Source organism: Clostridium sp. 1001271st1 H5, assembly GCF_005845215.1.
In the GTDB taxonomy this organism is placed as follows: Bacteria; Bacillota; Clostridia; order Lachnospirales; family Lachnospiraceae; genus Enterocloster.
Genome location: NZ_SPHO01000022.1, coordinates 60,855 through 87,607 on the forward strand (window position 1 = coordinate 60,855; position 26,753 = coordinate 87,607).

The window sequence follows — 26,753 nt, forward strand, 5'->3', positions numbered from 1 at the left end:
TGTTTATCTCTGTTTAAATAAGTATTGAAAACCATGATTACATCTGTTACAATATGTATTATACAACAACATTTGTATTCATTCAACATTTGTACTCATTATATTTTATGTTTCAACAAATTTGAGCTCACATAAGAAATTGGAGGCTTTACAATGGGATATGCAACGAAACGTTTTTCTAAACGCTTAAAACAGCTTCGAGAAACTGCGGGATTGACACAAGAACAATTTGCCAAAGAGTTAAAAGTATCAAGAGGCGCCATAAGCTACTATGAAAAAGGAGAAAGGACTCCAGATATTGAGTTTTTGGACTCTTTGTATGATTACTTTAATTGCACTTTACCAGTTGATTACCTTCTTGGAAATACGGACAACTATCGTGAAGAACACAAAAACATGTTTGATTTTTACGGACTAACTGATAATGCTTGTAATTACTTAGAACGGAATACCGATATTGGTATTATTATTTCTACTATGTTAGAAGATGATGACTTTTATGGATTAACCCAACTTTATCGGAGCACATTGGAAAATCATGAACTTTTTGATTATGGCCAAATTGAATATATAAGCTTTTTAATAACTCAGTCTTTAAAAGAAATAATTTCACGGATTTTACACGCAAATATTTATAATCAGTTTACTGATAAAGAAAAGGCTGATATTAAAAAAGAAAATATTGAAACAGAGCAACGGCTCAAAAAACTTTATGATGAACATGAAAAATTTTTAGAAGAATCTCGAATACGTTCTGATAAAGACTGGGAGATTTACAGGAAAGAACACGCCACCCAACTTGAAACTATAGAAAAAATACATGAACAACTTTCTGAAATAGGTTTGCACTCCTCAATTTAGTCTATCTACAAGCCAGGCGCATTCCCTCCCCCGCCTGGCTCTTTTCATTCCGTAAAATCGATTGTGGGTAAATTGTGGGTACACACCCCTTTCAAGCAGAAACCAGCATAGCACTCACCCCGCAAAAAATCAGCCCCGGCACACCATTGCGCCGGAGCTGATTTAAAAAGGGGAGGATAAGTATTAATTATTTTCTCTTTCGTGTATACTCCTATTATGGCCCCGTTCCAAAGAATTATACACACCTGCAAAACTTTTTTAAATTTTTTTCTCCCCAACCCTTCCTGGCCTCCCCGCTGTATCTTCCGGCAGCCGCTCCCATAATGCCTACAATATCATCATCAGCGTCCCGGTAATCAAAACCGTGCTGATTACCACGGATATGGAGTTGGCCGCGCTTGCCAGTCCCACATCCGAATTCAGGTTCCCTGTAAATGCAGGCGCAGCAGAGGACATGGGGCTAAGGGCAAGTATGGTCAATGCCTGCCTGTATTCCATGCTAAATGGCAGAAGAAAGTAAAAGATTAGGGCCAACGCAATGGCCGCCGAATACCGGGCCGCAAGTATCTTCACGATTTTCCCCAGCTGGCTGCTATCACCATTCAGCTTAAACCCAACCCCGATCATGAGCATAGCCATAAATGCGTTTGCATTTCCAATGACTCCGGTAAATGTGGTAATGGGCGCAGGCAGTGCCACATGAAGAAGCGACAGCACGGTCATGAGCAGATAGGCGTCAAAGGGTACGGATTTAAGCAGCGTCTTCATAACCGGCAGAATGCTGAACCTGGTATTTTTCTCCTTAATCATCACTGCAGCGCTGTAGGACCCTCCCAGGCAGATGAACGCATTTCCGGTATCAAATAAACTGGTAGCCACCACACCCATGGGTCCCAGAAAACCCTGGGCAAAGGGCATGGTGAAATTGCCTATATTGTATCCGGGCAGATTCATGGTATTGAATGCCCATTCTTCCCGTTTCTTCCCAATACTCATTATAAATGCCATACTGATATACAGAATTCCTCCGCCAAATCCCAACAGCGTCATCACCAGCATGGAGGGCTTCAGGTCAATTCCGGAAAAATTAGATATGATTGCTGCGGGAAGGGTTATCCTAAGTACGATTTTTGATAAGACATAAAAATCCTCCTCTTTAAAAAAACCTGCCCTTCTCAGCAGATTTCCCATAATTATTACGGCCACAAAGGACCCGGCCTTCATCAACACTTCTGCCATTTTGCCAATTCTCCCATCCGTTTACTCTATCCGCCCCAATATAAGCATTCTATATTTACATTTCACGTTTGCATTACCCATTTCCATTCCCCTTCTGCCGCATCACTCAACTGCGCAGGTATTAGGGCCTGTTCGAAAATTCATTTCTGCCATCTGCGCACCCTAGTAATAATATCAAAAACAGCGGCAAACTGCAATAACAAAACAAGAACCCGCCTAAAAGCCGGAAAGACCGGCCCCCACCTGGCGCCGGTCTTTCCAAACCCTTATGAAATAATGCGCGCAGCCTTACATGCGTCCCGGTCCGCGACCCTCCGCAGAGGCTGTTTCATGCTAAGAACTCCTGTACCGCCTATACATATCCCAGCAGTCCCGGCAGCCACATAGACAGAATCGGAACATAGGATACAAGCAGCAGCACAGCGAATATGGCTGCAAAATACAATAACAGCGGCTTAATTACATTTTCAATCTTGGTCTTACCCACCTTAACACCCACAAACAGCGTGGTTCCCACCGGAGGCGTGATGGTTCCGATACACAGGTTGAATATCATCATGATACCAAAGTGTACGGTATTCATACCCAGGGCCTGGCAGATTGGCAGGAAAATGGGTGTAAAGATAAGACAGGCAGGCGTCATGTCCATAAATGTACCGATAATCAGCAGAAGGATGTTGATGATGAAAAGAATCACATACCGGTTGTTGCTGATACCCAGCATTGCCTCGGATACGGCTGTGGGGATTCCCGTAAAGGCCATGACCCAGCTCATGATGCTGGACACACCGATAAGGAAAATGATGATGCCTGTCATCTCAGCGCTGTCCAGGAAAATCTTAGGCAGCTCAGAAAACTTGATGGACTTATAGAAGAACAGGGACAGAATCAGGCTGTACACCACTGCCACCACGCTTCCCTCTGTAGCCGTAAAAATACCGCTGATAATACCGCCGATAACAATAACTATCATCAGCAGACAGGGAATGGCCTGGAAAAATACCTTCACCTTTTCACTGTTGGAATATTTCCTGGTGCTGCGGTACCCCTTCTTCTTTGCAAAATAGAAGATAACCGCCATACAGGCAAGCCCCCAGAGGATGCCTGGAATGTATCCTGCCATGAACAGGGCTGCCACGGATGTGCCGCCGCTGACCAGGGAGTAGGTAATCATAACATTGCTTGGAGGAATCAGAAGGCCGGTGGGAGCTGTGGCAATGTTGGCCGCCGCAGAGAAATCCCTGTCATATCCTTCCTCTTCCTCAATCGGTCCAATGATGGAGCCCATGGCTGAGGCGGCTGCGGTGCCGGAGCCGGAGATGGCGCCGAACAGCATGTTTGCCACAGCATTGGTATGGGCCAGGGCGCCTGGTATGCTTCCTGTAAACAGCTTTGCAAAGTTAATGAGACGGATGGCAATACCGCCCTTATTCATGATATTTCCTGCCAGGATGAAAAACGGAATGGCAAGAAGGCTGAATACGGATATGCCTGAAAAAATTCTCTGCGCGCCCGTAAGCACGGCTGCCCCTGTATTGAGCACCGGAAGGATTGCACAGATAGATGACACTGCCAGGGCCACTGCGATGGGAACTCCCGCCAAAAGCATCACAACCAAAAGCACTAAAATAATCAGTCCGCAGACTACTGCTATATTCATACCCCTGCATCCTCCTTTTTTCTGAAATCCGTGTGCAGCATGTCTGCTGCGTTCATCAGGCTGAACATCATGATGATGATGCCTGTCACAGGTACAATCACATAGATATATCCCATGGGCACCCTGAGGGATGCGGTGGTCTGAATCATGGTCAGCTTTGTGATGGCAATACCGCCGTACACCATGACAACACCGGCAAAGGCAAAGGTCAGGAGGTCAATGATGACTTCCAGGTATTTCTTTGCGGTACCGCTAATCTTATCTGCCAGAAATCCCATCCTCATATGGTCCCTTTTGCCGAACACATAGGCGGAGGCCAGCAGCGCCATCCATGTGAAGCTGTAGGTCAGAAGTTCCTCGGAAACAGTACTTGGCTTGTTGAAGAAGTAGCGGGTAACAATCTGATAGGTTCCGATTACAGTCATCAGCATAAACAGGCAGATGATGAAAATTCCCAGAACCTGCATGATTCTGGCTCTCACTTTATGCATTGTCTCCATTCTACTTTCCTCCCTTCGCTTTTTCATTTATTTCCTGGATATGGTTGTACAAATCCACAATCTTAGGATTATCATTTAGCATGGTCTCATGCAGAGGCAGGACCTTCTGTTTGAACGCATCCACGTCCACGTCGATAAATTCCACGCCCATGTCATTCATGGCAATGTCCTTGGCTTCCTCAATGCTCTTATCCCACTCCTTAAGCTCCACCTCCGTGGACAGGGCAGCCGCGTCCTTGAATACCTGGTACTCCTCAGGACTTAAGCCATTTAAGAACTTCAGGTTGGCAACCAGCATATCCGGCACCATCTGGTGCTTGTTGTAGGCATAATACTTGGCAACCTCGCCGTGCTTGTTGTTGGTAAGCGCCAGCTCATTGTTCTCCGCGCCGTCAATGACGCCCTGCTGGATGGCCGTATATACCTCACCAAATCCCATAGGGGCTGCTGCTGCTCCAAAGGCATTGACCATGGCCACGCTGGCCGGGCTCTGCTGAACCCTTATCTTCTTTCCCTTTAAGTCATCAGGGGTATGGATGGGGGTCTTGGCATAAAAATTCCTGACGCCTGCGTTGTACCAGGTAACTACCCTGAATCCGGCTTCGTCCGTGGACTCATAAACCTTTTCCATGTAATCCGTATCCTGCATAACAGACTTGTACACATCCTCCGAGTCAAAAAGATAGGGCATACTGAAAATTTCGTATACGCCTGCAAACGTCTCAAGATTGGCGGTTCCGGCCACAACAAAGTCAATGGCCCCTGTCTGTGTCAGCTCAATGGCCTTCTGGGCAGAACCCAGGATTTCATTGGGGAATATCTGAACCTCGTACTTGTCTCCCAGCCGTTCCTCCACATATTCCTTAAAAGCCAGAAGTCCTATGTGCTCCGGATGTGTCTCTGACTGGGCATGGGATACGCGGATTATCCGCTTTCCGGAAGTCACTGAGCCACAGCCTGTAAGACCTGCTGCCACAGCAGCCGCAAGCGCGGCAACCGCCACTCTCTTTATGAATTTTCTCACTTTTTTCATTCCTTTCCCTTCATACGGCGAATTCTTTTGTTTCAATGCATCCTTGAAACCTGCGTTCCTGTTTATTCTGGTCTGAAATACTGTTTCCCATACTGCAAAACAGCGGCCTTTTACTGCCTGCTGCCGGACTCCCTAAGAGTCCCGGTCCTTTTCCTCCACAGCAAAAGCCCCTTGGCTATCAACCAGAAAACGTTAAGATTTATTGGCGCCTTCTTAACACTTTCTTAATTATATAGCCAGGGGCCTTTAATTTGTACCGTAAAAGTTTGTCATACGGGAAGAAGATTTTGTCCTCCCCCATTTTTTTCTAGCCACCTTCGCACAAATGCACAAAAACCTGCGTCTATTTTTGTGCAGTCTCACTATCCCTATACTCGGATGGTATCATTCCGGTCATGCGCTTGAACACTTTTGCAAAATAATTGGAATCGTAATACCCTACCTGCATGCTCACGTCCTTGACGCTGATACGCCTGTCCCTCAGCAGCTTCTTGGCCTCATTGACCCTGAAGCCTGTAAGGTAGGATGTGAAATTCTGGTCAAAACATTGTTTAAACAGCTTGCAGAAATAGGCGTCCGAATAATTCATCATCCTGGCCGCATCCTGCATGGATATCTCCTTCATATAATTATTCCTTATATATTCCCGTATGGTTTCCGCCACCTGGGCCAGACGCCCGTCCCCGTCGTCCCTGGGCTGGCCTTCTGCCGGTCCACTGCCGGGCCAGGCTTTTTCCGGGCTCTCATCCCCATCCGGCGGCTCATTGTCTTTCCCCGCTTCTGCCAGCCGCTTATCCGTCAGCCGCTTGTCCGTCAGCCGCATGGCCTCCTCCATGACAGCTACCAGTTCCTCCTCCTCGCAGGGCTTCAGCAGATAGTCCAGTGCCCGGATGACAATGGCTCTCTTTGCATAGGAAAACTCGTCATACGCTGTCAGGAAAATGATGATGCAGTCCTCATCCAGGCTGCGGATGTGCTCGGCTGCCTCCACCCCGTTCATCTCCGGCATGGATATATCCATAACCACAATCTGGCTTTTTTCCCTTTTATATGTCTCCAGGGCCTCTGCCCCGTTTACTGCCTCGCTGATATCCAGGCTGTCGCCAAAATGCCGCTTAAGACGCTTGGCCAGCGCCATCCGTTCAATCTGTTCATCATCCGCCAGCAATACACGATACATATATCCCATCCTTTCGTCCTGACATCAGGGTGTAAAGGCCATCTGCACGACCGTTCCCCGTCCCTCACTGCTGTATATAAAAACCTCGCCGTCCTGATACATGCCATGGACCCTGCGGTATATATTCCCAACCCCGACGCCGGTGGCCTTCTCATCCCCCTGTTCCAGGGCCATGCGTATTTCCTCCAGCCGTTCCAGGGCCATTCCCCGGCCCGTGTCCGCCACCGATATCCATAGCCTCGCTCCCCTCATCCATGAGCGCACATGTATCCTCCCCCCCTGGCCTTTGGGGGAAATGCCGTGGATAATGGCATTTTCCACCAGCGGCTGCAGGGCAAAGGAAGGCACCAGCACCTCCAGGGTGTCCGGGCTGCAGTCCGTGTCATAGCGGATTCTCTGCCCAAAACGCATCTGCTGTAAATACATGTAGTCCTGCACCACCTTAAGCTCCCGCCCCAGGGGCATCACGGAATCCGTGGATTTTAGATTATAGCGGAACAGGCGGCTCAGGGCATTTATCATCTTCTCCGTGGCGGCCGCATCCTCAATCTGTGCCGTGCTGGCAATCATATTCAGTGTGTTGAACAGAAAATGAGGATTAATCTGGTTCTTCAGCATCTGAAGCCTTACCTCGTCCAGCTGCTTTTCCATCTTATGCTTTTCCGTCAGGGCTTCGATGTATCCCCTGGTGCTGGCCTTCATGGTGCAAAAGGCCCTGACCAGACTGGCAATCTCATCCTCCCCCTCCGCATGGGTGTCAGGGCCTGTGAAATCATTTTCCCCAATCCGTCTGGAATCCTCTGCCAGCTCCACCATGGGGCGGACAATGCTTCTCTGTACGGAGCGGTTCAGCCATCTCACCATCAAAAGGGCTGCCGCACCCCACAGGATGCTGACCACGGGCACGATGATGAACAGGGGACGCTGCATCTCATACCGTTCATTGCCTGATTCCACAGTCATCTGCTCCAGGCGCCCTGCATGGGTTTCCAGATACCCCTGAACCCGGTAAACGGTGTAGAGCCTGTCCAGATAATCCGGGGCATCTTCCTCCAGCTCCAGAAACGCATCCCTGGTTTTGGCGTAATTCTCATACATATTTAAAATAGACCAGGTGGCGCCGTACCGTTCCGCCCCAATCTCCTCATAGTCAAAAGGCAGGGACTTCAGGGCTGTCCGGGTCCTGGCACAGGACATCTCATACTTCTCCCTGTTCTCAGGCGTCCTGTCTCCTGCATAATACCGGAAGGAGCTGCTTTCAGCATCCATGGCCGACCAAAAAGCCAGACTCCGTGAATTTCCCATGAGCAAATCCCCGAATCCCTTCATTCCATAGCCCGCAACCAGCATTACCGCTGTTATGGACAGGATGACCACGGCAGCCGTGGAAATGGTAATCCATCGGACCTTCCGTTCCAGGGAGCAGGACAACCAAATACCATGCAGTTTTCTTCCTTGCCTTCCTTTCATGCAGTCTACCTCCATCGCTCATAGCTTATTCTATAATAGATTTTACCATTTTGGAAGAGACAAACCAAAAACATGACGGAACTTTGCAATTTTTCACAGCAAAAAACGCCTGCAGCCGGTAATATAATCTTCCATTTACCGGCATGGGCGTTTTCCTGCGTTTTCTGCTTTTCCTGCTCTTTTCTGCATTCCCCAGCTTATTTCTGGGCTTTCCAGCCATAAGCCGCGAACCATCACAGCAGCTGGTCCTTTTCGGAAGGCACATACATTGCAATATCCTCAATATCGCAGTCCAGTATCCTGCAAAGGTCATTCACAGTCTTCATGGATATATCCATGTTGTGCTTCAGCCTGTGCAGGGTACTGTCTGACACGCGGTGCTTCTTTGTAAGTGTGTACCAATTTTCCTCAGATTGCTCCAGTGTCTTCCAGAATGGTGAATAATCTATCATCTCTATCTCCTGTATACGCTCAAGCCGCCGAAGGGCTGGTTTCTTAGATAGATTAAGCATAAGTTAGATTTCACATCTTGAATATCTTCGCAATTACGAATATACTATATAAATGTAAATACTCTCATTTACATATCTGAAAGGCAGGACAAGACAAATGGATTATTTCACAAAGGAAGGCATGGAAAAGCTTCTGGAAGATGAAGAGGTAGTCCGCCGTTTGACGGAGTTCATGGCCATGGATGGAGCGGCCTATTTCGAGGAGGTGCGCTCCCGCCTGTCACCGGAGGAGCTGGAAGAATATCTGGAGGAAAACCCGGATGAAAGAATCTACCTGAAAAAGTAGGTGTCCGTCAAACCTGTTCCTCACGCAAAAGAGCGGCCTGTCAAATGACAAACCGCCCTTCTTCATTTTCTTCCTCAAAGTAATCCTTATAGTCCACCTCAATGGAATGACGCATACGTTTCATGCTGTAATAGAGATGTTCCTTCAGGGCTTCCTCCAGCGCCTTTTCATTTTTATCCGCAATCAGGCGGAACAAATCCTCATGCTCGCCAATGATGCGCATGAAATCCGTCTCCGTGATAAAATCCAGCATCCTGAACCTGGTATAGTGGAGCTGCTGGGCCTGGAGCATTTCCCACAGCTTCTGGCGCCTGACCGCCCCAAACCAGATGGAGTGCATCTGTGCATCCATGCGGTAAAACTGCTCCGGCTCAAACCCCGGTTCCCTGATAATGGCCCGCTGCTGGGCAATGCTGTGGCGGATATCCTCAATAACCATGGGGGTCTGTACCTCCAGGAAGTCCCTCAGCACCATGGTTTCCACAGCCACCCGCATATATATCATCTGTTTGATATTATCCAGGCTCAGAAGGGTCACATAGGTGCCGCGGTAGGGAATGGTCTCCGCAAACCCCTGCTCCTGCAAAAGACGCAGGGCATCCCGCACCGGCGTCCTGGACACACCGAAGCGCTCGCATATATCATTCTCACTAATCATCTGGCCCGGTTTAAGCCTTAAATCCAGGATTTCCTGCTTAAGTGTCTCGTATACAAGCTCTCCCCGGTTCTTGAAGTTCATCTCTCCCATGGCTGGACCCCCTTATCAATACCTGCACACAGCATAAGCACAAAGTACGTTTTTTCTTATCAAACAGTCCGGCCGCATCAAAAGCTGCCGGACTGTCAACTGGTCTATATTATAAATGATTCCCCTGCAAAATTCAAGCCGGATTATTTAGGCTGCTTGCCGATGTAAGCCAGGATTCCTCCGTCCACATACAGCACCAGGCCGTTAACGAAATTGGATGCATCAGAAGCCAGGAATACAGCAGGCCCGCCCAGGTCCTCTGCCTCGCCCCAGCGTCCTGCCGGAGTCTTGCTTACAATGAACTGGTCAAATGGATGCCTGGAGCCGTCGGGCTGGATTTCGCGCAGCGGAGCGGTCTGGGGTGTTGCAATATACCCGGGCCCAATGCCGTTGCACTGGATGTTGAACTCGCCGTACTCGGAGGCGATGTTCTTGGTCAGCATCTTAAGTCCGCCCTTTGCTGCCGCGTATGCGGATACGGTCTCGCGGCCAAGCTCGCTCATCATGGAGCAGATGTTGATGATTTTTCCGTGGCCCTTCTTAATCATGCTGGGGATAACTGCCTTGGACACGATGAACGGGGCATTCAAATCCACATCAATGACCTGTCTGAACTCAGCAGCCGTCATATCGCACATGGGAATCCTCTTGATAATCCCTGCGTTGTTCACCAGGATATCCACCACGCCCACTTCCTTCTCAATTTTGGAAACCATCTCATTGACAGCATCCTCACTGGTAACGTCGCATACGTAGCCGTGCGCTTCAATTCCCTCTTCCTTGTAAGCCGCCAGTCCCTTGTCAACCAGTTCCTGCTTGATATCATTGAACACGATGGTGGCTCCTGCGCCTGCCATGGCCTTTGCAATGGCAAAGCCGATTCCGTAGGAAGCGCCTGTAATCAGGGCTACCTTGCCCTCCAGTGAAAAGTTATTTAAATAATCTGCCATTTCTTTTTCCTCCTCGTTTTAATTATTTCATCTGGTTTGGCATCATGGTGTCCATGTCGTCAAACTCCATGTTCTCTCCGCCCATGGCCCAGATAAATGTATAGTTGGATGTACCTGCCCCGCTGTGGATGCTCCAGGAAGGACTGATAACAGCTTCCTCGTTCTTCATCACGATATGCCTTGTCTCGGTAGGCTCTCCCATCATGTGGAATACCACATTATCTCCCGGAACCTCGAAGTACATATATACCTCCATACGGCGCTCATGGGTGTGGGCCGGCATGGTGTTCCATACACTGCCCTCTTCCAGTACGGTCATGCCCATGGACAGCTGGCAGGTCTTAAGTACGTCCGGATGGATAAACTGGTTGATAACACGCTTATTGGCTGTCTCAGATGCTCCGCAGGGCCTCTTGGCTGCCTTTGCAATGGGGATGAATGTGGTGGTGTAAGAAGTGTGGGCCGGTGCGCTTACCATGTAGAACTTAGCCGGTGCAGAGGCGTCGTCGCTGGAAAAATATACTTCCTTTGTTCCCTTTGTGATATAAAGACAGTCCTTATATCCCATCTTAAATTCCTGTCCGTCAGCCACAATCACGCCGCTGCCTCCAATATTGAAAATGCCAATCTCACGGCGCTCCAGGAAATAGCGGGTGCCGAAGTTTTTCCAGCAGTCAATTCCCTTATCTATGGAAACAGTCTCTGTGGTAGGCATACATCCCAATGTCACCATGCGGTCCACATGTGAATACACTGCCACTACCTCATTGGCCACATACAGGTTCTGAATCAGGAACTCATCCCTCAGCTCCTGGGTGGTGTAACGCTTTACATCCCTCTGATTTGCAGAATAGCGAATATCCATTATCTTGTTTCCTCCTTTAAACTTGACTTCCTTTGATTTGTATTTGTTCTCTTTTACTTGTATACAACTTTTTAAATCTGTATACAGATTATCATAGTAGTATATCTTTTGCAATGGGCATATTCTACAAAATTGCAGGGATTTTCTATGCATGTTCACTACAGTAAGACTTGCGTTGTGTGACTGTTTATTATATACTTGACCGTGTTTGACCATGAAACATTACAGCGAGGAGAATGAATATGAAGAAAAATATCCTGGTGGGCCAGTCCGGCGGCCCCACAGCCGTCATAAACGCCAGCTTATATGGAGTCATTGCAGAGGGGATGGCCCGGCCTGATGAGACCGGCCGTGTATACGGCATGGTAAACGGCATTGAAGGCTTTCTCTCAGGCCATGTGGCAGACCTGTCCTCTCTTACCACTGAGGAGCTGGTCCTGCTTAAGCAGACCCCTGCCGCTTATCTTGGCTCATGCCGGTTCAAGCTGCCAGAAAACCTGGATGCACCAATCTACCGTCTTTTATTTGAAAAATTTGCATCCATGAACATAGGCGCCTGTTTCTATATCGGCGGAAATGATTCCATGGACACGGTTGACAAGCTCTCCCGGTGCGCCCAAATCCGCCATGAATCCATCTCCTTCATAGGAGTGCCCAAGACCATTGACAATGACCTGCCTGTGACAGACCATACGCCCGGTTACGGAAGCGCTGCCAAGTATGTGGCATCCACGGTCCGGGAAATTTCCCTGGACGCCTCCGTGTACCAGCAGCCGGCTGTAACCATTGTGGAGCTTATGGGCCGCCATGCCGGCTGGGTGACAGCTGCCAGCGCTCTTGCCAGAAAATACCCCGGTGACAATCCCCTTCTAATCTATATGCCGGAAACACCCTTTTCCATGGAGCAGTTCTTTGGGGATGTGGAGCAGGCCCTGTCACGGCAGCCCAATGTGGTAATCTGCGTATCCGAAGGCATCCGCGACGGAAAAGGCCGTTTTATCTGTGAGTACACCAACGACGCCCAGATTGACACCTTTGGCCACAAGATGCTCACGGGCTGCGCCAAAATACTGGAAAGCTACATCCGCAACCGTTTCCATGTCAAGGTCCGCTCCGTGGAGCTGAATGTCAACCAGCGGTGCAGCAGTCTTCTGGCCTCTGCCGCCGATGTCATGGAAGCAGAGCATTCCGGCAGGAAGGCTGTAGAAAAGGCCCTGCAGGGAGAAACCGGCAAAATGGTTACCTGTTCCCGCCTGTCAGGGCCTGGATATGTACTTGAATATGGACTCACCCCGGTGGGCAATGTGTGCAACCGTGAAAAATCCTTTCCGGCGCAGTGGATTACGGAGAACGGCTGTGACATCGGACCGGAATTCCTGGACTATGCCCTTCCCCTGATTCAGGGACAGCCGGACCACATTATGGAGAACGGACTGCCAAAATATCTGTACCGGAAATAATCACAGGGTTCATACAAATACATTCCTTATTCCAATGCAGTCCTTAGCCCCTCCAATGCACTCTCCGAAGTCCATTCGTCACACCCCGGAGTACGCAGAAAACCCGCCGTCCACCGGAAGTATGATTCCCGTGATAAAACCGGCCGCCTCATTGTTGAGCAGGAACAGGAGGGCCCCGTTCAGCTCCTCAGGCTTACCGAACCGCCCCATGGGAGTGGCGGCCAGAACCTTGGCGGTCCTGGCCGCCGGCCTTCCGTCCTCCTCATAGAGAAGTCCTTCATTCTGCCTGGTCACAAAGAATCCCGGCGCAATGGCATTGACCCGGATTCCGGCCTTTGCAAAGTGCACGGCCAGCCATTGGGTAAAATTGCTGAGGGCAGCCACTGCCCCGCTGTATACAGGTATCCTGGTAAGGGGCCTGGCCGCACTGGCGGAGGAAATGTTGATGATATTGCATCCCTCCCGTCCCACCATATCCTTGGCAAAAACCTGGCAGGTGAGAAATCCGCCTAAAAAGTTCAAATCCAGAACCCCCTGTACGCCCTTGCACTCCATGTCAAAAAAGGTGGCCACATCGGCCTCAATATCCCCCATCTCAAAATATTCCTTGGTTGTATTGGCCCTGGCCTGGTTGCCTCCCGCGCCGTTAATCAGGATATCGCAGGGTCCTAACTGGGCCAGCACCCTGGCGTGTACGCTTTCCAGCATTTCTTTGTCCATGACATCCACTCCGTAGGCAGCAGCCGTACCGCCGGCCTCCCGTATGTCCCTGGCAGTCTCCTCGGCCGCCTCCAGATTTATATCCAGCAGGGCCACCGCAGCACCGGCCCGGGCCAGGGTCCTGGCGAACATGCCGCAGAGGATTCCCCCTGCTCCGGTCACCACCGCCATCTTTCCTGTTAAATCCGTCCCCAATACCACCTTTCCTTCCTCCTCTCTCTGTTTCCGCTTATCCTTGCAGGATAAGGGAGAAAAAGGGCCTGAGAAATCTCTTCCCGGCCCTTTCCTGACTCATACTATATTTTCTGTCTGATTTTGCGCTGTCCGGACATTACCGGCCCATCTTCTCCACAGCCTCGAACAGGCCGTTGAGATAGGTGGCGCCCAAGGCTCTGTCATACAGGCCGTATCCGGCTCTTCCTGTCTCGCCCCAAATCATACGTCCGTGGTCAGGTCTTACATATCCGTCAAACCCATTCTCCACCAGCGCCTTTACAATGCCGAACATATCCAGGGAACCGCAGCAGGACAGATGGGCCCTTTCCTCAAAGCCGTTGTCCAGCACAGCCACATTTCTCAGATGCGCAAAATGGATTCTTCCCATGGCAGCATACTTACCGGCCAGTCTCACCACATCGTTCTTGGCGGAGCAGCCCAGGGAGCCGGTACACAGTGTGATTCCGTTGTGCCTGTCATCCACCAGCTTTAAGAACTTATCCAGGTTCTCCTCACAGGTAATGATTCTTGGAAGGCCAAAGATACTCCAGCATGGGTCATCCTCATGGATTGCCATGTTCACGTCGCACTCAGCTGCAACCGGAATGATGCGCTCCAGGAAATACTTCAGATTGTCCCACAGATTCTCCTCTGTCAGGTTGTGGTATTCCTCCACCACAGCCTTAAGGCCGTCCTTAGTATAGCTGGAATCCCAACCGGGAAGTGTCAGGTCGCTGTCGCTGTTAAGAGGATTTACTGCATCCACCTGCTCCTGATAGTACACCAGGGATGTGGAGCCGTCAGCCAGTTCATGGTCTAACTGGGTTCTGGTCCAGTCAAATACAGGCATGAAATTGTAGCAGATACATTTAACGCCTGCCTCCGCAACACGGCGGATGTTCTCACAGTAATTCTCGATGTACTTGTCCCTGGATGCCTTACCCAGCTTTATATCCTCATGGACCGGAATACTCTCAATCACGTCAAAGCCCAGGCCCGCATCCTCTACCTGCTTCTTAAGCTTTGCAATGCTCTCCCTGCTCCACACTTCGCCTACAGGAACATCGTATACAGCCGTAACGATGGACTGCATACCCGGAATCTGGCGGATGTTCTCCAGTGTTACCTTGTCGTCTTCCCCGTACCATCTGAATGATAATTTCATGTGTAAACTCCTCCTAAAAAGTGTTGTTTTACGTTCCCTAACCTATGGCTTTATTATAACAGAAACCCTGTTTCCGTCCATAGTGATACTTGCCGTCCATATTGCAAATGTTGTTGTTTCATGCTAAGATGGGGATAAAATCATGATGAATCATGTTTCCCGAGAGGAGGGACTCCCGTGAAAAAACAGCTGTCCATGGACTTTAACACGCGGCAATATATGCAGTCCGGAGACTTTGAACTCTTCTATTACAATGACACCGCGCTGAAATCCGTGGATGCCCATGAGCATGACTACTACGAGTTCTATTTTTTCCTGGAAGGCGATGTGGAATACCACATTGGTGATAAAAGCTATCATCTGGAATACGGGGACTGCCTGCTGATTCCGCCGGATACGCCCCATTATCCCCAGTTCCATTCCCATGATAAACCGTACCGCAGATTCGTATTCTGGCTGAACCAGGATTACCATAACAGGCTCCGCCAGACCGATGAAGAGCTGACCTACTGCTTTGACTATGCCCAGAGCCATCAGACCTACCGGTTCCACACAGATACCATCACCACCCAGGAGATTCAGGGAAAGCTTACCGACCTGATGGAGGAACGGGTGGGCGGACGCTCCTTCCACCGGCTTGTCTCAGAGCTTATGGCAGTCTCCTTCCTGGTATATGTGAACCGCCTTCTCTATGACAGTCTGCACCAGAAATCAGCTGTCTATGAAAATGTTCTGTACCTGAATATCTGCGATTATATCAACCGGCACCTGGAAGAGGATTTAAGCCTGGACAGCCTGTCATCCTTCTTCTATGTGAGCAAATACCATATTTCCCACATATTCAAGGACAACATGGGCATTCCGCTCCACCAGTACATCCTGAAAAAGCGGCTGCATGCCAGCAAAAACGCCATCTTGTCCGACCAGCCCATCAGCCATGTGTATCTCCAGTACGGCTTCAAGGACTACACCAGCTTCTTCCGGGCATTCAAAAAAGAGTACGGCGTTTCTCCCAAGGAGTACAGGGAGCAGCACCGCCTGCCCGAACAGCAGGATTACACCATATAAGGGGATTTAACCGACATGAATACACCTGATATCCTTTCCTTTGACACATACACAAACTGCTGCCTCTGCCCCAGGATGTGCAGAATCGACCGCAGCCGCACCACCGGGTTCTGCGGCTGCAGCCATTGCCTTACAGCTGCAAGGGCCGCCCTCCACCACTGGGAAGAGCCCTGTATCAGCGGCGGTGGGGATTCCGGCGGTATCCCGGCAGCGGACGGAGGTGCCCCTGTACCGGGCGGCGGTATCCCGTCCCCCGGAGGCAGCGGCGCCGTATTCTTCTCCGGGTGTACCCTGGGATGCTGTTTCTGCCAGAACCACCGAATCAGCAGCGGACATTTCGGCCGTGAGCTGACCGCTAAGGAACTGGCCCAGGTATTCCTCCGGCTCCAGGACCAGGGGGCGTATAACATAAATCTGGTGACACCCACCCAGTACCTGCCCCATATCATCTCCGCCCTGGACCAGGTGCGCTCCCGGCTTACCATCCCTGTGGTCTATAACTGCGGCGGTTATGAACGTGTGGAGACAGTAAAGGCCCTGAAGGATTATGTGGACATATGGCTTCCTGACTTCAAGTACTATGATAACCGTCTGGCCCAGAGATATTCCCGGGCAAAGGACTATTTTGAGACAGCGGCGGCTGCTGTCCGGCAGATGATTGACCAGACCGGCGCCCCGGTTTACCAGTCCTCCCATTCCGGACTGCTGGCAAAGGGCGTCATCATCCGTCACATGGTCCTGCCGGGACACCGCAGCGACTCCATTGCCCTGCTGGAATGGATGAGCACCAATCTGCCCAGAGGCCGGTATATGGTTAGCCTTATGAGCCAGTACACGCCCTATGTCAGGAACCAGGAATACCCGGAGCTGAACCGCCGTATCACCTCCTACGAATATGACAAGGTGGTGGATGCCGCTATCCGGCTGGGACTCACCCAGGGATTCATGCAGGAAAAAAGCAGCGCCAGGGAAGAGTATACGCCTCCCTTTGATTTAGAGGGGCTTTAACCCAAAAACCCGGAAAAACCGCAGCCCTGGCCGCAAAAAAAGCGCCTGCCCATCCGGCTGCGCCACCCCGTCCCAACTCATCCAACAAAGCCTCTCACGGCCAAAACCCCTTCATGACTTAGCATAAAACACATGAAGACGGATATCGAATCTTTGACTAACCACGTTCGCAGATTACGATATCCGTCTTCTAACTATTTCGTCCATTGGACTAAACCTCACTTTTCCGAAACAATCTTTTTAATTATTTCTGGCTTTTTCTATATTAAGTTGTTACACCATTCTACGTTCCGCTACTTCGCTCCTACTTCTGCATTTCTTCACTTATGTCTGATTCATTTCTTTTATTGCTTTTTCTTTACTATCCGGTATCATCTTTCGTTCTAATAATACTTTCTCGTCATATCACTAAACCGATTTTACATTTTTTGATACACTTGAGATAGTGTTACAAATTCAATCATTCATTTGTTTATAAATGCTTCACTCAACAGTTTGTATCTTTAATTCATATCTTTAAATAACTGCAATTGCTCTTAAAACATTCAATCTATATAACTTGTATTTCGTTTATTAAATCATCTATTTGTGAACTTACCCATTCACATATGAACTTCATTAACTCATGAAAACTTGCTACTTCTTGAACTGTTTACCAACCGATTGGATGATTGTTTCTTTAAATCAATTTCTTAAAATTACGTTTCTGTTTGAGCGTTTCACTTAGGTAGATTGGTTTTTCCTGGTCTCATTTATAATTTAATTTCTTAATATTATAAATGAAACAAAATTTAAGTCTTTGGCGGTCCGTACCTCCTTTGCTTAGATTTTATTACTTGTGAACTGATTGTCTACAGTTCCTTGAAATCTTTTGTTCTCTGTTCTTTTGTTGTTTTCATTATAGTAAATGCCCCCGCATTTGTCAACACTTTTTTAATCTTTTTATTATTTTTTTAGTTTATTAATATTTTAATCCATTTAATTACAATTGTTCCTATTTTAATACACATTTTAATGTTTTATTTGTATTAATTATTTAAATATTCTGATTTTTTCCAAAAAAAGATACCTATATCTCACAGATACAGGCATCTTTTTTCCTATTACTTACTTTTAGCTGTTTTCATCAGCCACGAAACGCTTCCACTTCTTCTCTGGACGGAATGGAGGGGGCTGCCCCGGGACGTGAAACCGCAATCGCAGCCGCCCTTGCCGCCAGGTCAAGGGCTTCCCCGGCATCCAGGCCCTGCACCAGGCCTCCAATGAGGAAACCGGTAAAGGTATCCCCGGCTGCCGTTGTATCCGCCACAGGAACCTTGTAGATACCCTGTGTCAGGATTTGTCCGCCGTCCCAGTAAAGGGAGCCGTCCCCGCCCAGTGTCAGGACGATTCTGGCCCCGGGGAACCTGGATGAAAGCTTCTGAAGCAGCTCCTCACCGCTGCCCTGCTCCCCGCATATATCGCCTGCCTCAATCTCATTGAGCAGGAAATAGTCCACATATTCCAGAGGATAGGTGCTGATTTTATCATCCATAGGAGAGGGATTCAGTACCAGCATCATGCCCTTTTCATGGGCCTTCTCCATGATATAGCCAATCTCACTGATTTCATTCTGCAGTACCAGGTAATCCCCCCTCTCAAAGTGGGACATGACTTCATCCACCATGTTTCTGGTAATCCGCTGGTTGGCGCCGCCGTAGAGAAGGATACAGTTGCCTCCGTCCTTTGCTTTCTGAATGATGGCGTGGCCTGTCTTCCCCTCCAGCTGGGAAATGTACTCCGTATGTACCCCGGCTTCCTTTAGCTGGCGGATGAGAAAGTCTCCGTCCCCGGTGCCGACGGCGCCTGCGTGCCATACCATTGCCCCGCTTTTGCTCAAAGCAATGGACTGGTTCAGTCCCTTACCGCCTGAAAACACATGCATTTCCTCCGAGGACATAGTCTCCCCGCCCCTGACAAAGTGGTCCACACTATAGGTATAATCTATGTTCAGTGAACCGTAATTAAGTATCTTCATGATTCTCCTTCTCCTTTCCATTCATCTGTTTTTTATTCTTCCGGCACCATCTTCCCCACATCCTGGGGAATCCGGGTCAGGTCCCGTTCCACAATCATATATATCACTGCATCCGGAGGATTCTCCTCCAGAAGGGACCGGTCAAATGCCTGCCAATGATAAAAGTCCACATTGGCAAAATACCTGGGCAGAACGTCCATAAGGGCTGTGCCGAAGGAATCCCGGATTACCGCTATCCGGCGTTTATCCGGCGCACCGGGTGTACTTGTATGGACGATGTTCTTATCCCCGTTCACGTCCCGGACCTGGACCTCCAGGTCTTCATGGTACCCGCTTACCAGGGCAATCCGGTCATCACAGTATTTCTCAGGCAGGTGGAACAGATTGGCCAGGTCCCCGGGAGCTCCTTTGATATAATCCACCTGCACGTCCTCTATAGGCACAGGTGTGCCTCCCAATGCCTCTATCAGCATCTGGCCGGCCGCATAACCCCCGGCGCTGTTCCAGTGGGTGTCCGTCTTATAATACCACACAAAATCCCGGTTTGTGTTAAAGTATTCCCTGGGGTCCAGAACCGTCACATCCGAATGTTCCCGGATATAATCCTCCAGCTGCTGAGGCCGGTTCCCCTCCCTGACCCGCTTATACGCATCCGGCATATATTCCCCGTAGATTCCTTCCTTGTTGGGAGCAATCATCATGAGGAATGGGATGCCCCGGCTCTCATAATAGCCGGCCGCCTTTATGACCTGGCCGCCAATCCAGGCAGCGTCATCCGGGTAAAAGGGCTGGGTTCCCAGGGCGTCGTAAAGACTCATGCCCCCGGCAAAAAAGTACCAGCCCTCCTTTCCCACAATCACATCCTGGGAATCCGCATAGCCGAACAGCTTTAAGTTAATCATGGAGTTCATGCTCAGGAAGAGATTTCTAAATGCCGCATGGTCATTGATATAGCTGTTGACCGCAGCCGGATAAGCCTCGTATGTATCAGGTGAAAACACCGGAAACTCCGCCAGGTTCCTGTTTTCCCCGGTGCCGGTCTGACCGCTTTCCTTTGCAAAGGGAAACAGCAGATTAGGTATCAGAAGCAGGGCCCAGAACCCTGCAATCATAATCTTTTTCATCATAGGTACTGCTCACTTTCCGTATGGACTAAAATCTGAAGTAAATAAACGCCTGATAGGTACTGCTGACCATGAGAAGGGTTCCCAGCAGCAACAGCACCGCCATAACGGCCGCATCCCCCGCTGTTATGTTCTCCTCGTCAAACAGCCGCTCCTTAAGACGGGGCGCCAGCTGCTGGACAGGCCCGCAGAATACCACTGCCAGCACCAGCAGGAACAGGATGCGGTTATCCGCAAAAATCCGCGGATTCCACAGGCCTTTGCTTGGAATCAGCATTGCTTTTAGCAGTATCCTGCCATTGTGCAGGGTATCCACCCGAAACAGCATCCAGCCCACTGCCACAGCTCCCAGAGTGTACAGATGATTCAGGAATTTCAGGGGATTTTTTTCTAAAATTCTGCCAATCCACAGCCGTTCCGCCACAATGAGAATGCCGTAATATACGCCCCAGCATATGAAATTCATGCTGGCTCCGTGCCACAGTCCCGTTGCCAGGAATACCAGGAAGAGATTCACGCAGGTACGTTTTAGTCCTCTTCGGTTTCCCCCCAGGGGTATGTACAGATACTGCCTGAACCAGGTGGAAAGGGAGATATGCCAACGCCTCCAGAACTCGCTGACAGAGGCCGACAGATACGGATAATTAAAGTTCTCCCTGTAGGTAAAGCCGAACATCCTTCCCAGGCCGATGGCCATGTCTGAATACCCGGAAAAATCATAGTAAATCTGGAAACTGTACAGTATCACGGCCAGCCATACCGTGGCCGTGCCCAGCTGTTCCAAGGGCAGGTCAAACATCCGGTCCACCACCTGGCCGAACATGTTGGCAAACACCATTTTCTTCACCAAGCCGTACACAAAGCGCTTGATGCCGTAGGCATGCATGGACAGGCTCTCCTGCCGCTCCCTTATCTGGGGCTCCAGCTCATGATACTTTACAATGGGACCGGACAGAATCTGTGGGAACAGGGAGATGTACAGGGCCAGGCGAAACACATTTCTCTGGGCGGGATTCTCCCCCCGGAAGGTGTCCGCCAGATAGGAAATGGACTGGAAGGTATAAAAGGAAATGCCGATGGGCAGCGCAATATCCCTTGGCGCAAAGCCCTCGCGCCCAAGGACCGTCATGGCCAGTTCCAGGAAAAAGTTGAAGTATTTAAAGTACCCCAGAAGCCCCAGGTTAACCAGAATACCCAGGACAAATACAGCCTTTTTAAGCCCCCTCTTTTCCCCGCAGCCATCCAGGGCAAGGCCCAACCCATAGTTGAGCAGAATGGACAGAATCACCAGGACCACATACCGTGGTTCGCCCCAGCTGTAAAAAATAAGGCTGGCTATGAGCAGAACCCCATTCTTAAATTTTCTCCCCGGCGAGATGTAGTATATCAGGGCCAGGGCCGGAAGGAAAAACCAAACAAACGTAAGTGAACTGAACAGCATATTGAGGAAAATTCCCTTTCTATCAAAGTTTGTCAATTATTTATAACTAAGGCGCAGGCTGCACAGGAACAGCGTCCTGCCTTGGAATCTTGCGCCGTATCTTATGGAATGTAACCATATGGGCAAGGGCTGTAATGGCCCAGGAAACAGGATAGGACAGGTACAGCACATCCAGGGAACGGTAGGCGGCAAACACAGTAAAGACCCACAGCACCCTGAAACCGCACGCGCCTGTAAGGGATACAAACATGGGGATAATGGAATATCCCAGCCCTCTCAGGCTTCCCACCATACAGTCCATAATGCCGCACAGGAAATAGGTGCTGCAGATAATTTCCAGCCTCAGCATCCCGTAGTGCAGCACCTCGGAATCTGAGGAATAAATATGCAGAAGACCGTTTCCGGCGGCCACTGCGGCCAGTCCCAGGACTACGCCTACAGCCGTCACCACCCCCAGGCATATGTACATGATTTTATTAATCCTGCTGTATTTCCTGCCGCCCAGATTCTGGCTGGTAAAGCTCAGATTGGTCTGGTATACCGCATTCATGGCCGTATAGACAAAGCCCTCAATGTTGGATGAGGCCGTGTTTCCCGCCATGGCAATGGAGCCAAAGGAGTTGACAGAGGACTGAATCAGAACATTGGAAATGGAAAATATAGCTCCCTGCATACCTGCCGGAAGTCCGATTTTCACGATTCGCTTCAGTTTTTTGGGATGAATCCGCAGCTGCTTTAAATCCAGCTTCAGGGCACCCGGAGCGCCCATCAGGCTCTTCAGGACCAGAAATGCGGAGATATGTTCCGATATAACCGTGGCCCAGGCAACTCCGTCCACGCCCATCCCCAGCACAATCACAAAGAACAGGTTCAGGCACACATTTACCACGCCGGAGGCAAAGAGAAAATACAGGGGCCTTCTGGTATCCCCGATGGCCCTCAGAATGGCTGCGCCGAAATTATAGACCATAAGTACCGGCATTCCCAGGAAATATATTCTCATGTAAAGGACTGACTGGGCCAGCACATCCTCAGGCGTCCCCATAAGGCGCAGCAGCGGATTTGCCAGAAGGATTCCCAGCACCACCAGGATGAGGCCGCTCACAATGCTGGTGGTCACCGCCGTATGGACAGTCTCGCTGACATCCTTGTCACTCTGCGCCCCGTAATAACGGGCCACCAGCACATTGACACCAACTGAGAGTCCCACGAATACATTAATTAATAGGTTGATGAGCGAAGAGGTGGAGCCCACTGCCGCCAGCGCCCCGCTGCCGGCAAAGCGGCCCACCACAATGATATCCGCTGCATTGAACAGCAGCTGCAGTATGCCTGACAGCATCAATGGAATGGAAAATAAAAGGATTTTGCCCAGAAGCGGGCCGCTTGTCATATCAATCTCATAGGACTTTTTCATCTTCTGCTAACTCCCTGTGTCATTCATTCTTTCTGCCAATCCATGGCATACGTTCTTATCAGTTATATCACAGGGCCGTGTTTTTTACAATGGGTTAAAAGGCCGGGAAAACCTTCGAATTTTCTTGACAATTCCATGCCCGTCCATTAAAATGGAGCAAGTGATAAGGGAGTAATTGGCATGCCCCGCCCTGCCGGGCATGTAATAAGGTCAACATACTGATAGTTTCTATCTGGCTTTATTTGAAACAATGAGACTTATCTACAGCCTTCTCAGGCTGTAGGTGGGTCTTTTTTTATACCGCAATCCATATATTAAAACATCACCAGGGAGGAATCATTATGTCATTAACTGAACTGTTCGTTATCGCTGTGGGTCTGTCCATGGACGCCTTTGCCGTATCTGTCTGTAAGGGCCTGGCCATGCCTAAAATGAACTGGAAGGGCGCCCTTTTAGTGGGTCTGTACTTCGGCGGGTTCCAGGCCGCCATGCCCCTTTTCGGGTATTTCCTGGGCTCCAGCTTCAGCCTGGCCATACGTGCTTACGACCACTGGGTAGCCTTCATCCTGCTGGCTGTAATCGGCGCCAACATGGTAAAGGAATCCTTCAGCAAGGAGGAGGAATGTCCTAATGCGGACCTGGATGTGAAAAACATGGTGCTTCTGGCCATTGCCACCAGCATTGATGCCCTGGCTGTCGGCGTAACCTTTGCCTTCCTGAATGTTGATATCCTCCCTGCCGTGTCCTTTATCGGCAGCGTCACCTTCCTTCTGTCCCTGGCAGGCGTAAAGGCAGGCAACGCCTTTGGATGCCGCTATAAATCCAAGGCAGAGCTGGCAGGCGGCTCCATCCTCATCCTCATGGGATTCAAGATTCTGTTGGAGCACCTGGGGATTTTGTTCCGGTAAGCCGTACATAAGAACCCGGCCGTCCATTCCAGGGCGTTCTCCTCATACTGTATTGCCGGCCCGCACAGCGCCGCCATTTTCCCATAAAGGCGGTGGGGCAGCGTCCTCTCAGAATACGCTGCCCCACCGTCTTTTATTTTATCTTTTCCTGTCCTGCAATCCGTCCCTGGTCTCCAAGCTTCAGCCGCCTCAGATTCTGACACCGCTGCTGTCCAGCTGGTAACCGTCAATGGTGCGGTTTGTCTGCATCACTCCGTTTTCAGGGTCCAGATAATACCACTGGCCTTTGTATTCCAGCCAGCCGGTCTTCATGTAGCCGTCCGTGCTGAAAAAATACCACTTGTCGTTAATCATGGCCCAGGATGTAAGGTACTCATCCTGGTACAGGTATCTCCAGCCGCGCACGTCCTTGCTCCACTTGCCCAGCAGGATGTTGCGGTAGTTGCCCATGTCCTCCTCGGGCAGCAGCATGAAATACCGGCTTTCCTTTTTGTCCTGATAACTGAACTCTACCATGTAACACTGGTCCAGATAATTGTAATCCCCTTCAACGGACTGCTCTTTTTCAACCGTCTCCGGCCGGATTACAGGGTAATGGGTCCCTTCCTTCAAGCCGTACACCGTACACTCCAGATACTTCTGGGTCTCGCCCCTATAGGTGACAAGATAATAATTCAGTGTCACTTCATTCAGGTCCACATCACTTTTGTCCTTTGTAACTGTGAACGTATCGTATTCCGATACCCTGTACCCCAGCAGGTAGGAAGAATATCCATCGTAAATCGTGGTCCTTCTGCTGTTAACATCCAAATGCAGGGTAACAGGCACCTCAGCCTTAAATGAAGCTGCTGCCTCTGAGACAAATGCAGCCGACACACTGAGCACTGCCGCCAGGACCAGCGCGCCTAACCGCTTAACAGAACCATACCGTCTCATCCGGTACCCTCCTCTCAAACCTTTGGACTACTCATGATGACATCCAGGGTGAATTCCCGGTGCATCCGTCAACCCTTATTTTAAAACAATCTTCTTGAAGTTCTTCTTGCCGCGCTTTACCACCACGCCGTCACCGGCAAACTGGTCCCTGGCATAGGAAGCCTTGATATCCTTCACAGGGGTTCCGTCCACGGAAACACCGCCCTGTTCCACATTCCTTCTGGCCTCTGAACGGGATGCCGCCAGTCCTGACTTGTTAAGGATGCTTAAGATATCAATGGTTCCTTCTGTAAAATCCTCTTCGGAAAGCTGGAAGGTGGGCATGTTCTCAGTGCTTGCGCCTGCTGCAAATAAGGCCCTGGCTCCTTCCTGCGCCCTGGCAGCCTCTTCCTCGCCGTGCACCAGCTTTGTAAGCTCAAATGCCAGTATCTCCTTGGCCTGGTTCAGCTGGCTGCCTTCCCACTTATCCATCTCGTCAATCTGCTCCAGAGGAAGGAAGGTAAGCATGCGGAGGCACTTAAGCACATCCCCGTCCCCCACGTTTCTCCAGTACTGGTAAAAATCAAAGGGTGATGTCTTTTCAGGGTCCAGCCATACTGCGCCGGACTGTGTCTTGCCCATCTTCTTGCCCTCGGAGTTAAGAAGCAGGGTGATGGTCATGGCATGGGCGTCCTTGCCCAGCTTACGGCGTATCAGTTCGGTTCCGCCCAGCATATTGCTCCACTGGTCATCACCGCCAAACTGCATGTTGCAGCCGTACCGCTTAAACAGCTCATAAAAGTCATAGCTCTGCATAATCATGTAGTTGAACTCAAGGAAGCTTAAGCCCTTCTCCATCCTCTGCTTGTAGCACTCAGCCCTCAGCATGTTGTTGACGGAGAAATGCGGTCCCACTTCCCTGAGGAACTCAATATAGTTAAGGCCCATGAGCCACTCTGCATTGTTTACCATCATGGCCTTTCCCTCTGAAAAATCGATGAAACGGCTCATCTGCTTCTTAAAGCAGTCACAGTTATGCTGGATGATTTCAGGAGTCATCATGGTACGCATGTCAGAACGTCCGGACGGGTCGCCAATCATGCCTGTGCCTCCGCCAATCAGGGCAATGGGCTTGTTGCCTGCCATCTGAAGGCGCTTCATCAGACAAAGGGCCATGAAGTGTCCTACATGGAGGCTGTCGGCTGTGGGGTCGAAGCCGATATAGAACACGGCCTTTCCCTCGTTGACCATTTTCTTAATTTCTTCTTCGTTGGTCACCTGGGCAATGAGGCCTCTGGCAACCAGTTCTTCGTAAATCTGCATGGTGTTTCTCTCCTCTTCTTACTTTATTTATTTTACCATACTTCTGCTTTCATGCAAGGGCTTGATTCTTACGTTTTTTATACAGGGAAGGCAGGGGGGCGCCAGGGCGCCGCGGGCCCGGAGTTCCCTTTGTGAACTAAAAAAAGCCCCGCCCTTTTCCAAAAGGACGAAGCCCGCAAGCCCCGTGTTACCACCTGATGTTCACAGACAGCTCGCGCTGCCTGCCTCTTCGAGTACTGGTGAAAGCCGGAATCACACATGGGAACCGCCTTGCCTCTTCCCTGCGCCGGCATCCCGCTGAATCCACACTCTCATATACTCTAGCACGATAACGGATGCAGGACCCGTCGCAGCCTACTGGGCCTGTTGTCTGCAGCAGCGCCGTTGGGTGCGAAGCTCAGGGATGTATTCATGGCCTGCATCACATGCGCCTCTCATCCCCCGGCTGCTTTCTGTCTGTTCCTGCAGGCTACTACTTGTTCCCGTCGTAGCCAATTCATGAAATTATGACCATTATAGACAGACTCTCCTGTTTTGTCAAGAGTCAATCCCGTCCTCTGCTGTTTTCCCCTCCGGACGGGTTACTGTTCAGAGGTATCATAAATCAGTATCGGCAAAGTGACGAAATTTAAAATTTAAGAAATAGCGTATTTTGTGGCTATGTCTA

General features: G+C 50.0%; 24 protein-coding genes. 6 read left to right on the plus strand and 18 right to left on the minus strand.

Annotation, left to right across the window (positions count from 1 at the left end; all coding sequences use genetic code 11):
• The first annotated feature begins 153 nt into the window (after positions 1–153).
• The gene (locus tag FGS84_RS25100) at positions 154–861 is read left to right on the plus strand and encodes a helix-turn-helix transcriptional regulator (protein WP_138310986.1); all 708 of its coding nucleotides are present in this window, start codon (positions 154–156) and stop codon (positions 859–861) included.
• 327 nt (positions 862–1,188) lie between these two features.
• Here FGS84_RS25100 and FGS84_RS25105 read toward each other — a convergent pair whose 3' ends face one another.
• The 7 genes from FGS84_RS25105 to FGS84_RS25135 all read right to left on the minus strand — a co-directional run bounded on the left by FGS84_RS25105 (position 1,189) and on the right by FGS84_RS25135 (position 8,395).
• Positions 1,189–2,100 (minus strand): AEC family transporter, encoded by a 912-nt coding sequence (locus FGS84_RS25105; RefSeq protein WP_138310987.1) that lies wholly within the window; start codon positions 2,098–2,100, stop codon positions 1,189–1,191.
• 352 nt (positions 2,101–2,452) lie between these two features.
• Positions 2,453–3,760, minus strand: a complete 1,308-nt coding sequence (locus FGS84_RS25110; protein ID WP_138310988.1) for a TRAP transporter large permease — start codon at positions 3,758–3,760, stop codon at positions 2,453–2,455.
• Positions 3,757–4,260: a TRAP transporter small permease gene (locus FGS84_RS25115; RefSeq protein ID WP_138310989.1), complete on the minus strand. Its 504-nt coding sequence runs from the start codon at positions 4,258–4,260 to the stop codon at positions 3,757–3,759. Before FGS84_RS25115 ends, FGS84_RS25110 begins: the two co-directional genes overlap by 4 nt.
• Position 4,261: 1 nt before the next feature.
• On the minus strand, positions 4,262–5,293 hold the full coding sequence (locus FGS84_RS25120; RefSeq protein WP_138310990.1) for a TRAP transporter substrate-binding protein: 1,032 nt from the start codon (positions 5,291–5,293) through the stop codon (positions 4,262–4,264).
• A gap of 343 nt (positions 5,294–5,636) precedes the next feature.
• Positions 5,637–6,473 carry a response regulator gene (locus FGS84_RS25125; protein ID WP_138310991.1) on the minus strand — a complete coding sequence of 279 codons (837 nt, stop codon included), beginning with the start codon at positions 6,471–6,473 and terminating at the stop codon, positions 5,637–5,639.
• A gap of 24 nt (positions 6,474–6,497) precedes the next feature.
• On the minus strand, positions 6,498–7,943 hold the full coding sequence (locus FGS84_RS25130; protein WP_138310992.1) for a histidine kinase: 1,446 nt from the start codon (positions 7,941–7,943) through the stop codon (positions 6,498–6,500).
• Positions 7,944–8,176: 233 nt separating this feature from the next.
• Positions 8,177–8,395, minus strand: a complete 219-nt coding sequence (locus FGS84_RS25135) for a helix-turn-helix domain-containing protein (RefSeq protein WP_138310993.1) — start codon at positions 8,393–8,395, stop codon at positions 8,177–8,179.
• 157 nt (positions 8,396–8,552) lie between these two features.
• Between FGS84_RS25135 and FGS84_RS25140 the strand changes: the two genes are divergently transcribed.
• Positions 8,553–8,741: a hypothetical protein gene (locus FGS84_RS25140; RefSeq protein ID WP_138310994.1), complete on the plus strand. Its 189-nt coding sequence runs from the start codon at positions 8,553–8,555 to the stop codon at positions 8,739–8,741.
• Between the two features lie 40 nt (positions 8,742–8,781).
• On the opposite strand, the gene FGS84_RS25145 is transcribed toward FGS84_RS25140, so the two are convergent.
• The 3 genes from FGS84_RS25145 to kduI form a co-directional block, all read right to left on the minus strand.
• Positions 8,782–9,489: a GntR family transcriptional regulator gene (locus tag FGS84_RS25145; protein ID WP_138310995.1), complete on the minus strand. Its 708-nt coding sequence runs from the start codon at positions 9,487–9,489 to the stop codon at positions 8,782–8,784.
• A gap of 143 nt (positions 9,490–9,632) precedes the next feature.
• Positions 9,633–10,439 carry a gluconate 5-dehydrogenase gene (locus tag FGS84_RS25150; RefSeq protein ID WP_138310996.1) on the minus strand — a complete coding sequence of 269 codons (807 nt, stop codon included), beginning with the start codon at positions 10,437–10,439 and terminating at the stop codon, positions 9,633–9,635.
• Between the two features lie 22 nt (positions 10,440–10,461).
• Complete coding sequence (gene kduI, locus FGS84_RS25155) at positions 10,462–11,304, minus strand: 5-dehydro-4-deoxy-D-glucuronate isomerase (RefSeq protein ID WP_138310997.1); 843 nt, start codon at positions 11,302–11,304, stop codon at positions 10,462–10,464.
• Between the two features lie 242 nt (positions 11,305–11,546).
• Between kduI and FGS84_RS25160 the strand changes: the two genes are divergently transcribed.
• The gene (locus FGS84_RS25160; RefSeq protein WP_138310998.1) at positions 11,547–12,764 is read left to right on the plus strand and encodes a 6-phosphofructokinase; all 1,218 of its coding nucleotides are present in this window, start codon (positions 11,547–11,549) and stop codon (positions 12,762–12,764) included.
• 78 nt (positions 12,765–12,842) lie between these two features.
• On the opposite strand, the gene FGS84_RS25165 is transcribed toward FGS84_RS25160, so the two are convergent.
• Together FGS84_RS25165 and uxuA are read right to left on the minus strand one after the other, a co-directional pair.
• Complete coding sequence (locus tag FGS84_RS25165) at positions 12,843–13,685, minus strand: SDR family oxidoreductase (protein WP_138310999.1); 843 nt, start codon at positions 13,683–13,685, stop codon at positions 12,843–12,845.
• A 130-nt stretch (positions 13,686–13,815) separates the two neighbouring features.
• Entirely contained in the window at positions 13,816–14,865 is a 1,050-nt protein-coding gene (gene uxuA / locus FGS84_RS25170; protein WP_138311000.1) for a mannonate dehydratase, read from the minus strand.
• A gap of 177 nt (positions 14,866–15,042) precedes the next feature.
• Here uxuA and FGS84_RS25175 point away from each other — a divergent pair, with 177 nt between their 5' ends.
• Both FGS84_RS25175 and FGS84_RS25180 read left to right on the plus strand, forming a co-directional pair.
• Positions 15,043–15,933, plus strand: a complete 891-nt coding sequence (locus tag FGS84_RS25175; protein WP_138311001.1) for a helix-turn-helix domain-containing protein — start codon at positions 15,043–15,045, stop codon at positions 15,931–15,933.
• A 15-nt stretch (positions 15,934–15,948) separates the two neighbouring features.
• Positions 15,949–16,941 carry a radical SAM protein gene (locus FGS84_RS25180; protein WP_138311002.1) on the plus strand — a complete coding sequence of 331 codons (993 nt, stop codon included), beginning with the start codon at positions 15,949–15,951 and terminating at the stop codon, positions 16,939–16,941.
• Positions 16,942–18,067: 1,126 nt separating this feature from the next.
• Here the strand turns inward: FGS84_RS25180 and FGS84_RS25185 are convergent.
• From FGS84_RS25185 to FGS84_RS25200, 4 genes are read right to left on the minus strand one after another with little or no spacing between them, the layout of a single operon-like run.
• A complete protein-coding gene (locus FGS84_RS25185) occupies positions 18,068–18,958 on the minus strand; it encodes a ribokinase (protein WP_138311003.1) in 891 nt (296 codons plus the stop codon).
• Between the two features lie 32 nt (positions 18,959–18,990).
• Positions 18,991–20,085 (minus strand): alginate O-acetyltransferase, encoded by a 1,095-nt coding sequence (locus FGS84_RS25190; protein ID WP_138311004.1) that lies wholly within the window; start codon positions 20,083–20,085, stop codon positions 18,991–18,993.
• A gap of 25 nt (positions 20,086–20,110) precedes the next feature.
• On the minus strand, positions 20,111–21,523 hold the full coding sequence (locus tag FGS84_RS25195; RefSeq protein ID WP_138311005.1) for an MBOAT family O-acyltransferase: 1,413 nt from the start codon (positions 21,521–21,523) through the stop codon (positions 20,111–20,113).
• Between the two features lie 46 nt (positions 21,524–21,569).
• On the minus strand, positions 21,570–22,940 hold the full coding sequence (locus FGS84_RS25200; protein ID WP_138311006.1) for an MATE family efflux transporter: 1,371 nt from the start codon (positions 22,938–22,940) through the stop codon (positions 21,570–21,572).
• Between the two features lie 341 nt (positions 22,941–23,281).
• Between FGS84_RS25200 and FGS84_RS25205 the strand changes: the two genes are divergently transcribed.
• The gene (locus tag FGS84_RS25205; protein ID WP_138311007.1) at positions 23,282–23,848 is read left to right on the plus strand and encodes a manganese efflux pump MntP family protein; all 567 of its coding nucleotides are present in this window, start codon (positions 23,282–23,284) and stop codon (positions 23,846–23,848) included.
• 189 nt (positions 23,849–24,037) lie between these two features.
• On the opposite strand, the gene FGS84_RS25210 is transcribed toward FGS84_RS25205, so the two are convergent.
• Positions 24,038–24,784 (minus strand): hypothetical protein, encoded by a 747-nt coding sequence (locus tag FGS84_RS25210; protein ID WP_138311008.1) that lies wholly within the window; start codon positions 24,782–24,784, stop codon positions 24,038–24,040.
• A gap of 75 nt (positions 24,785–24,859) precedes the next feature.
• A complete protein-coding gene (tyrS, locus tag FGS84_RS25215; protein WP_138311009.1) occupies positions 24,860–26,086 on the minus strand; it encodes a tyrosine--tRNA ligase in 1,227 nt (408 codons plus the stop codon).
• Between the last annotated feature and the right edge of the window lie 667 nt (positions 26,087–26,753).

Coding starts and splice junctions, on each gene's coding strand:
- FGS84_RS25100 (WP_138310986.1), top strand. CDS start 154: ATGGGATATGCAACGAAACGTTTTTCTAAACGCTTAAAACAGCTTCGA.
- FGS84_RS25105 (WP_138310987.1), bottom strand. CDS start 2,100: ATGGCAGAAGTGTTGATGAAGGCCGGGTCCTTTGTGGCCGTAATAATT.
- FGS84_RS25110 (WP_138310988.1), bottom strand. CDS start 3,760: ATGAATATAGCAGTAGTCTGCGGACTGATTATTTTAGTGCTTTTGGTT.
- FGS84_RS25115 (WP_138310989.1), bottom strand. CDS start 4,260: ATGGAGACAATGCATAAAGTGAGAGCCAGAATCATGCAGGTTCTGGGA.
- FGS84_RS25120 (WP_138310990.1), bottom strand. CDS start 5,293: ATGAAAAAAGTGAGAAAATTCATAAAGAGAGTGGCGGTTGCCGCGCTT.
- FGS84_RS25125 (WP_138310991.1), bottom strand. CDS start 6,473: ATGTATCGTGTATTGCTGGCGGATGATGAACAGATTGAACGGATGGCG.
- FGS84_RS25130 (WP_138310992.1), bottom strand. CDS start 7,943: ATGAAAGGAAGGCAAGGAAGAAAACTGCATGGTATTTGGTTGTCCTGC.
- FGS84_RS25135 (WP_138310993.1), bottom strand. CDS start 8,395: ATGATAGATTATTCACCATTCTGGAAGACACTGGAGCAATCTGAGGAA.
- FGS84_RS25140 (WP_138310994.1), top strand. CDS start 8,553: ATGGATTATTTCACAAAGGAAGGCATGGAAAAGCTTCTGGAAGATGAA.
- FGS84_RS25145 (WP_138310995.1), bottom strand. CDS start 9,489: ATGGGAGAGATGAACTTCAAGAACCGGGGAGAGCTTGTATACGAGACA.
- FGS84_RS25150 (WP_138310996.1), bottom strand. CDS start 10,439: ATGGCAGATTATTTAAATAACTTTTCACTGGAGGGCAAGGTAGCCCTG.
- kduI (WP_138310997.1), bottom strand. CDS start 11,304: ATGGATATTCGCTATTCTGCAAATCAGAGGGATGTAAAGCGTTACACC.
- FGS84_RS25160 (WP_138310998.1), top strand. CDS start 11,547: ATGAAGAAAAATATCCTGGTGGGCCAGTCCGGCGGCCCCACAGCCGTC.
- uxuA (WP_138311000.1), bottom strand. CDS start 14,865: ATGAAATTATCATTCAGATGGTACGGGGAAGACGACAAGGTAACACTG.
- FGS84_RS25180 (WP_138311002.1), top strand. CDS start 15,949: ATGAATACACCTGATATCCTTTCCTTTGACACATACACAAACTGCTGC.
- FGS84_RS25185 (WP_138311003.1), bottom strand. CDS start 18,958: ATGAAGATACTTAATTACGGTTCACTGAACATAGATTATACCTATAGT.
- FGS84_RS25190 (WP_138311004.1), bottom strand. CDS start 20,085: ATGATGAAAAAGATTATGATTGCAGGGTTCTGGGCCCTGCTTCTGATA.
- FGS84_RS25195 (WP_138311005.1), bottom strand. CDS start 21,523: ATGCTGTTCAGTTCACTTACGTTTGTTTGGTTTTTCCTTCCGGCCCTG.
- FGS84_RS25200 (WP_138311006.1), bottom strand. CDS start 22,940: ATGAAAAAGTCCTATGAGATTGATATGACAAGCGGCCCGCTTCTGGGC.
- FGS84_RS25205 (WP_138311007.1), top strand. CDS start 23,282: ATGTCATTAACTGAACTGTTCGTTATCGCTGTGGGTCTGTCCATGGAC.
- FGS84_RS25210 (WP_138311008.1), bottom strand. CDS start 24,784: ATGAGACGGTATGGTTCTGTTAAGCGGTTAGGCGCGCTGGTCCTGGCG.
- tyrS (WP_138311009.1), bottom strand. CDS start 26,086: ATGCAGATTTACGAAGAACTGGTTGCCAGAGGCCTCATTGCCCAGGTG.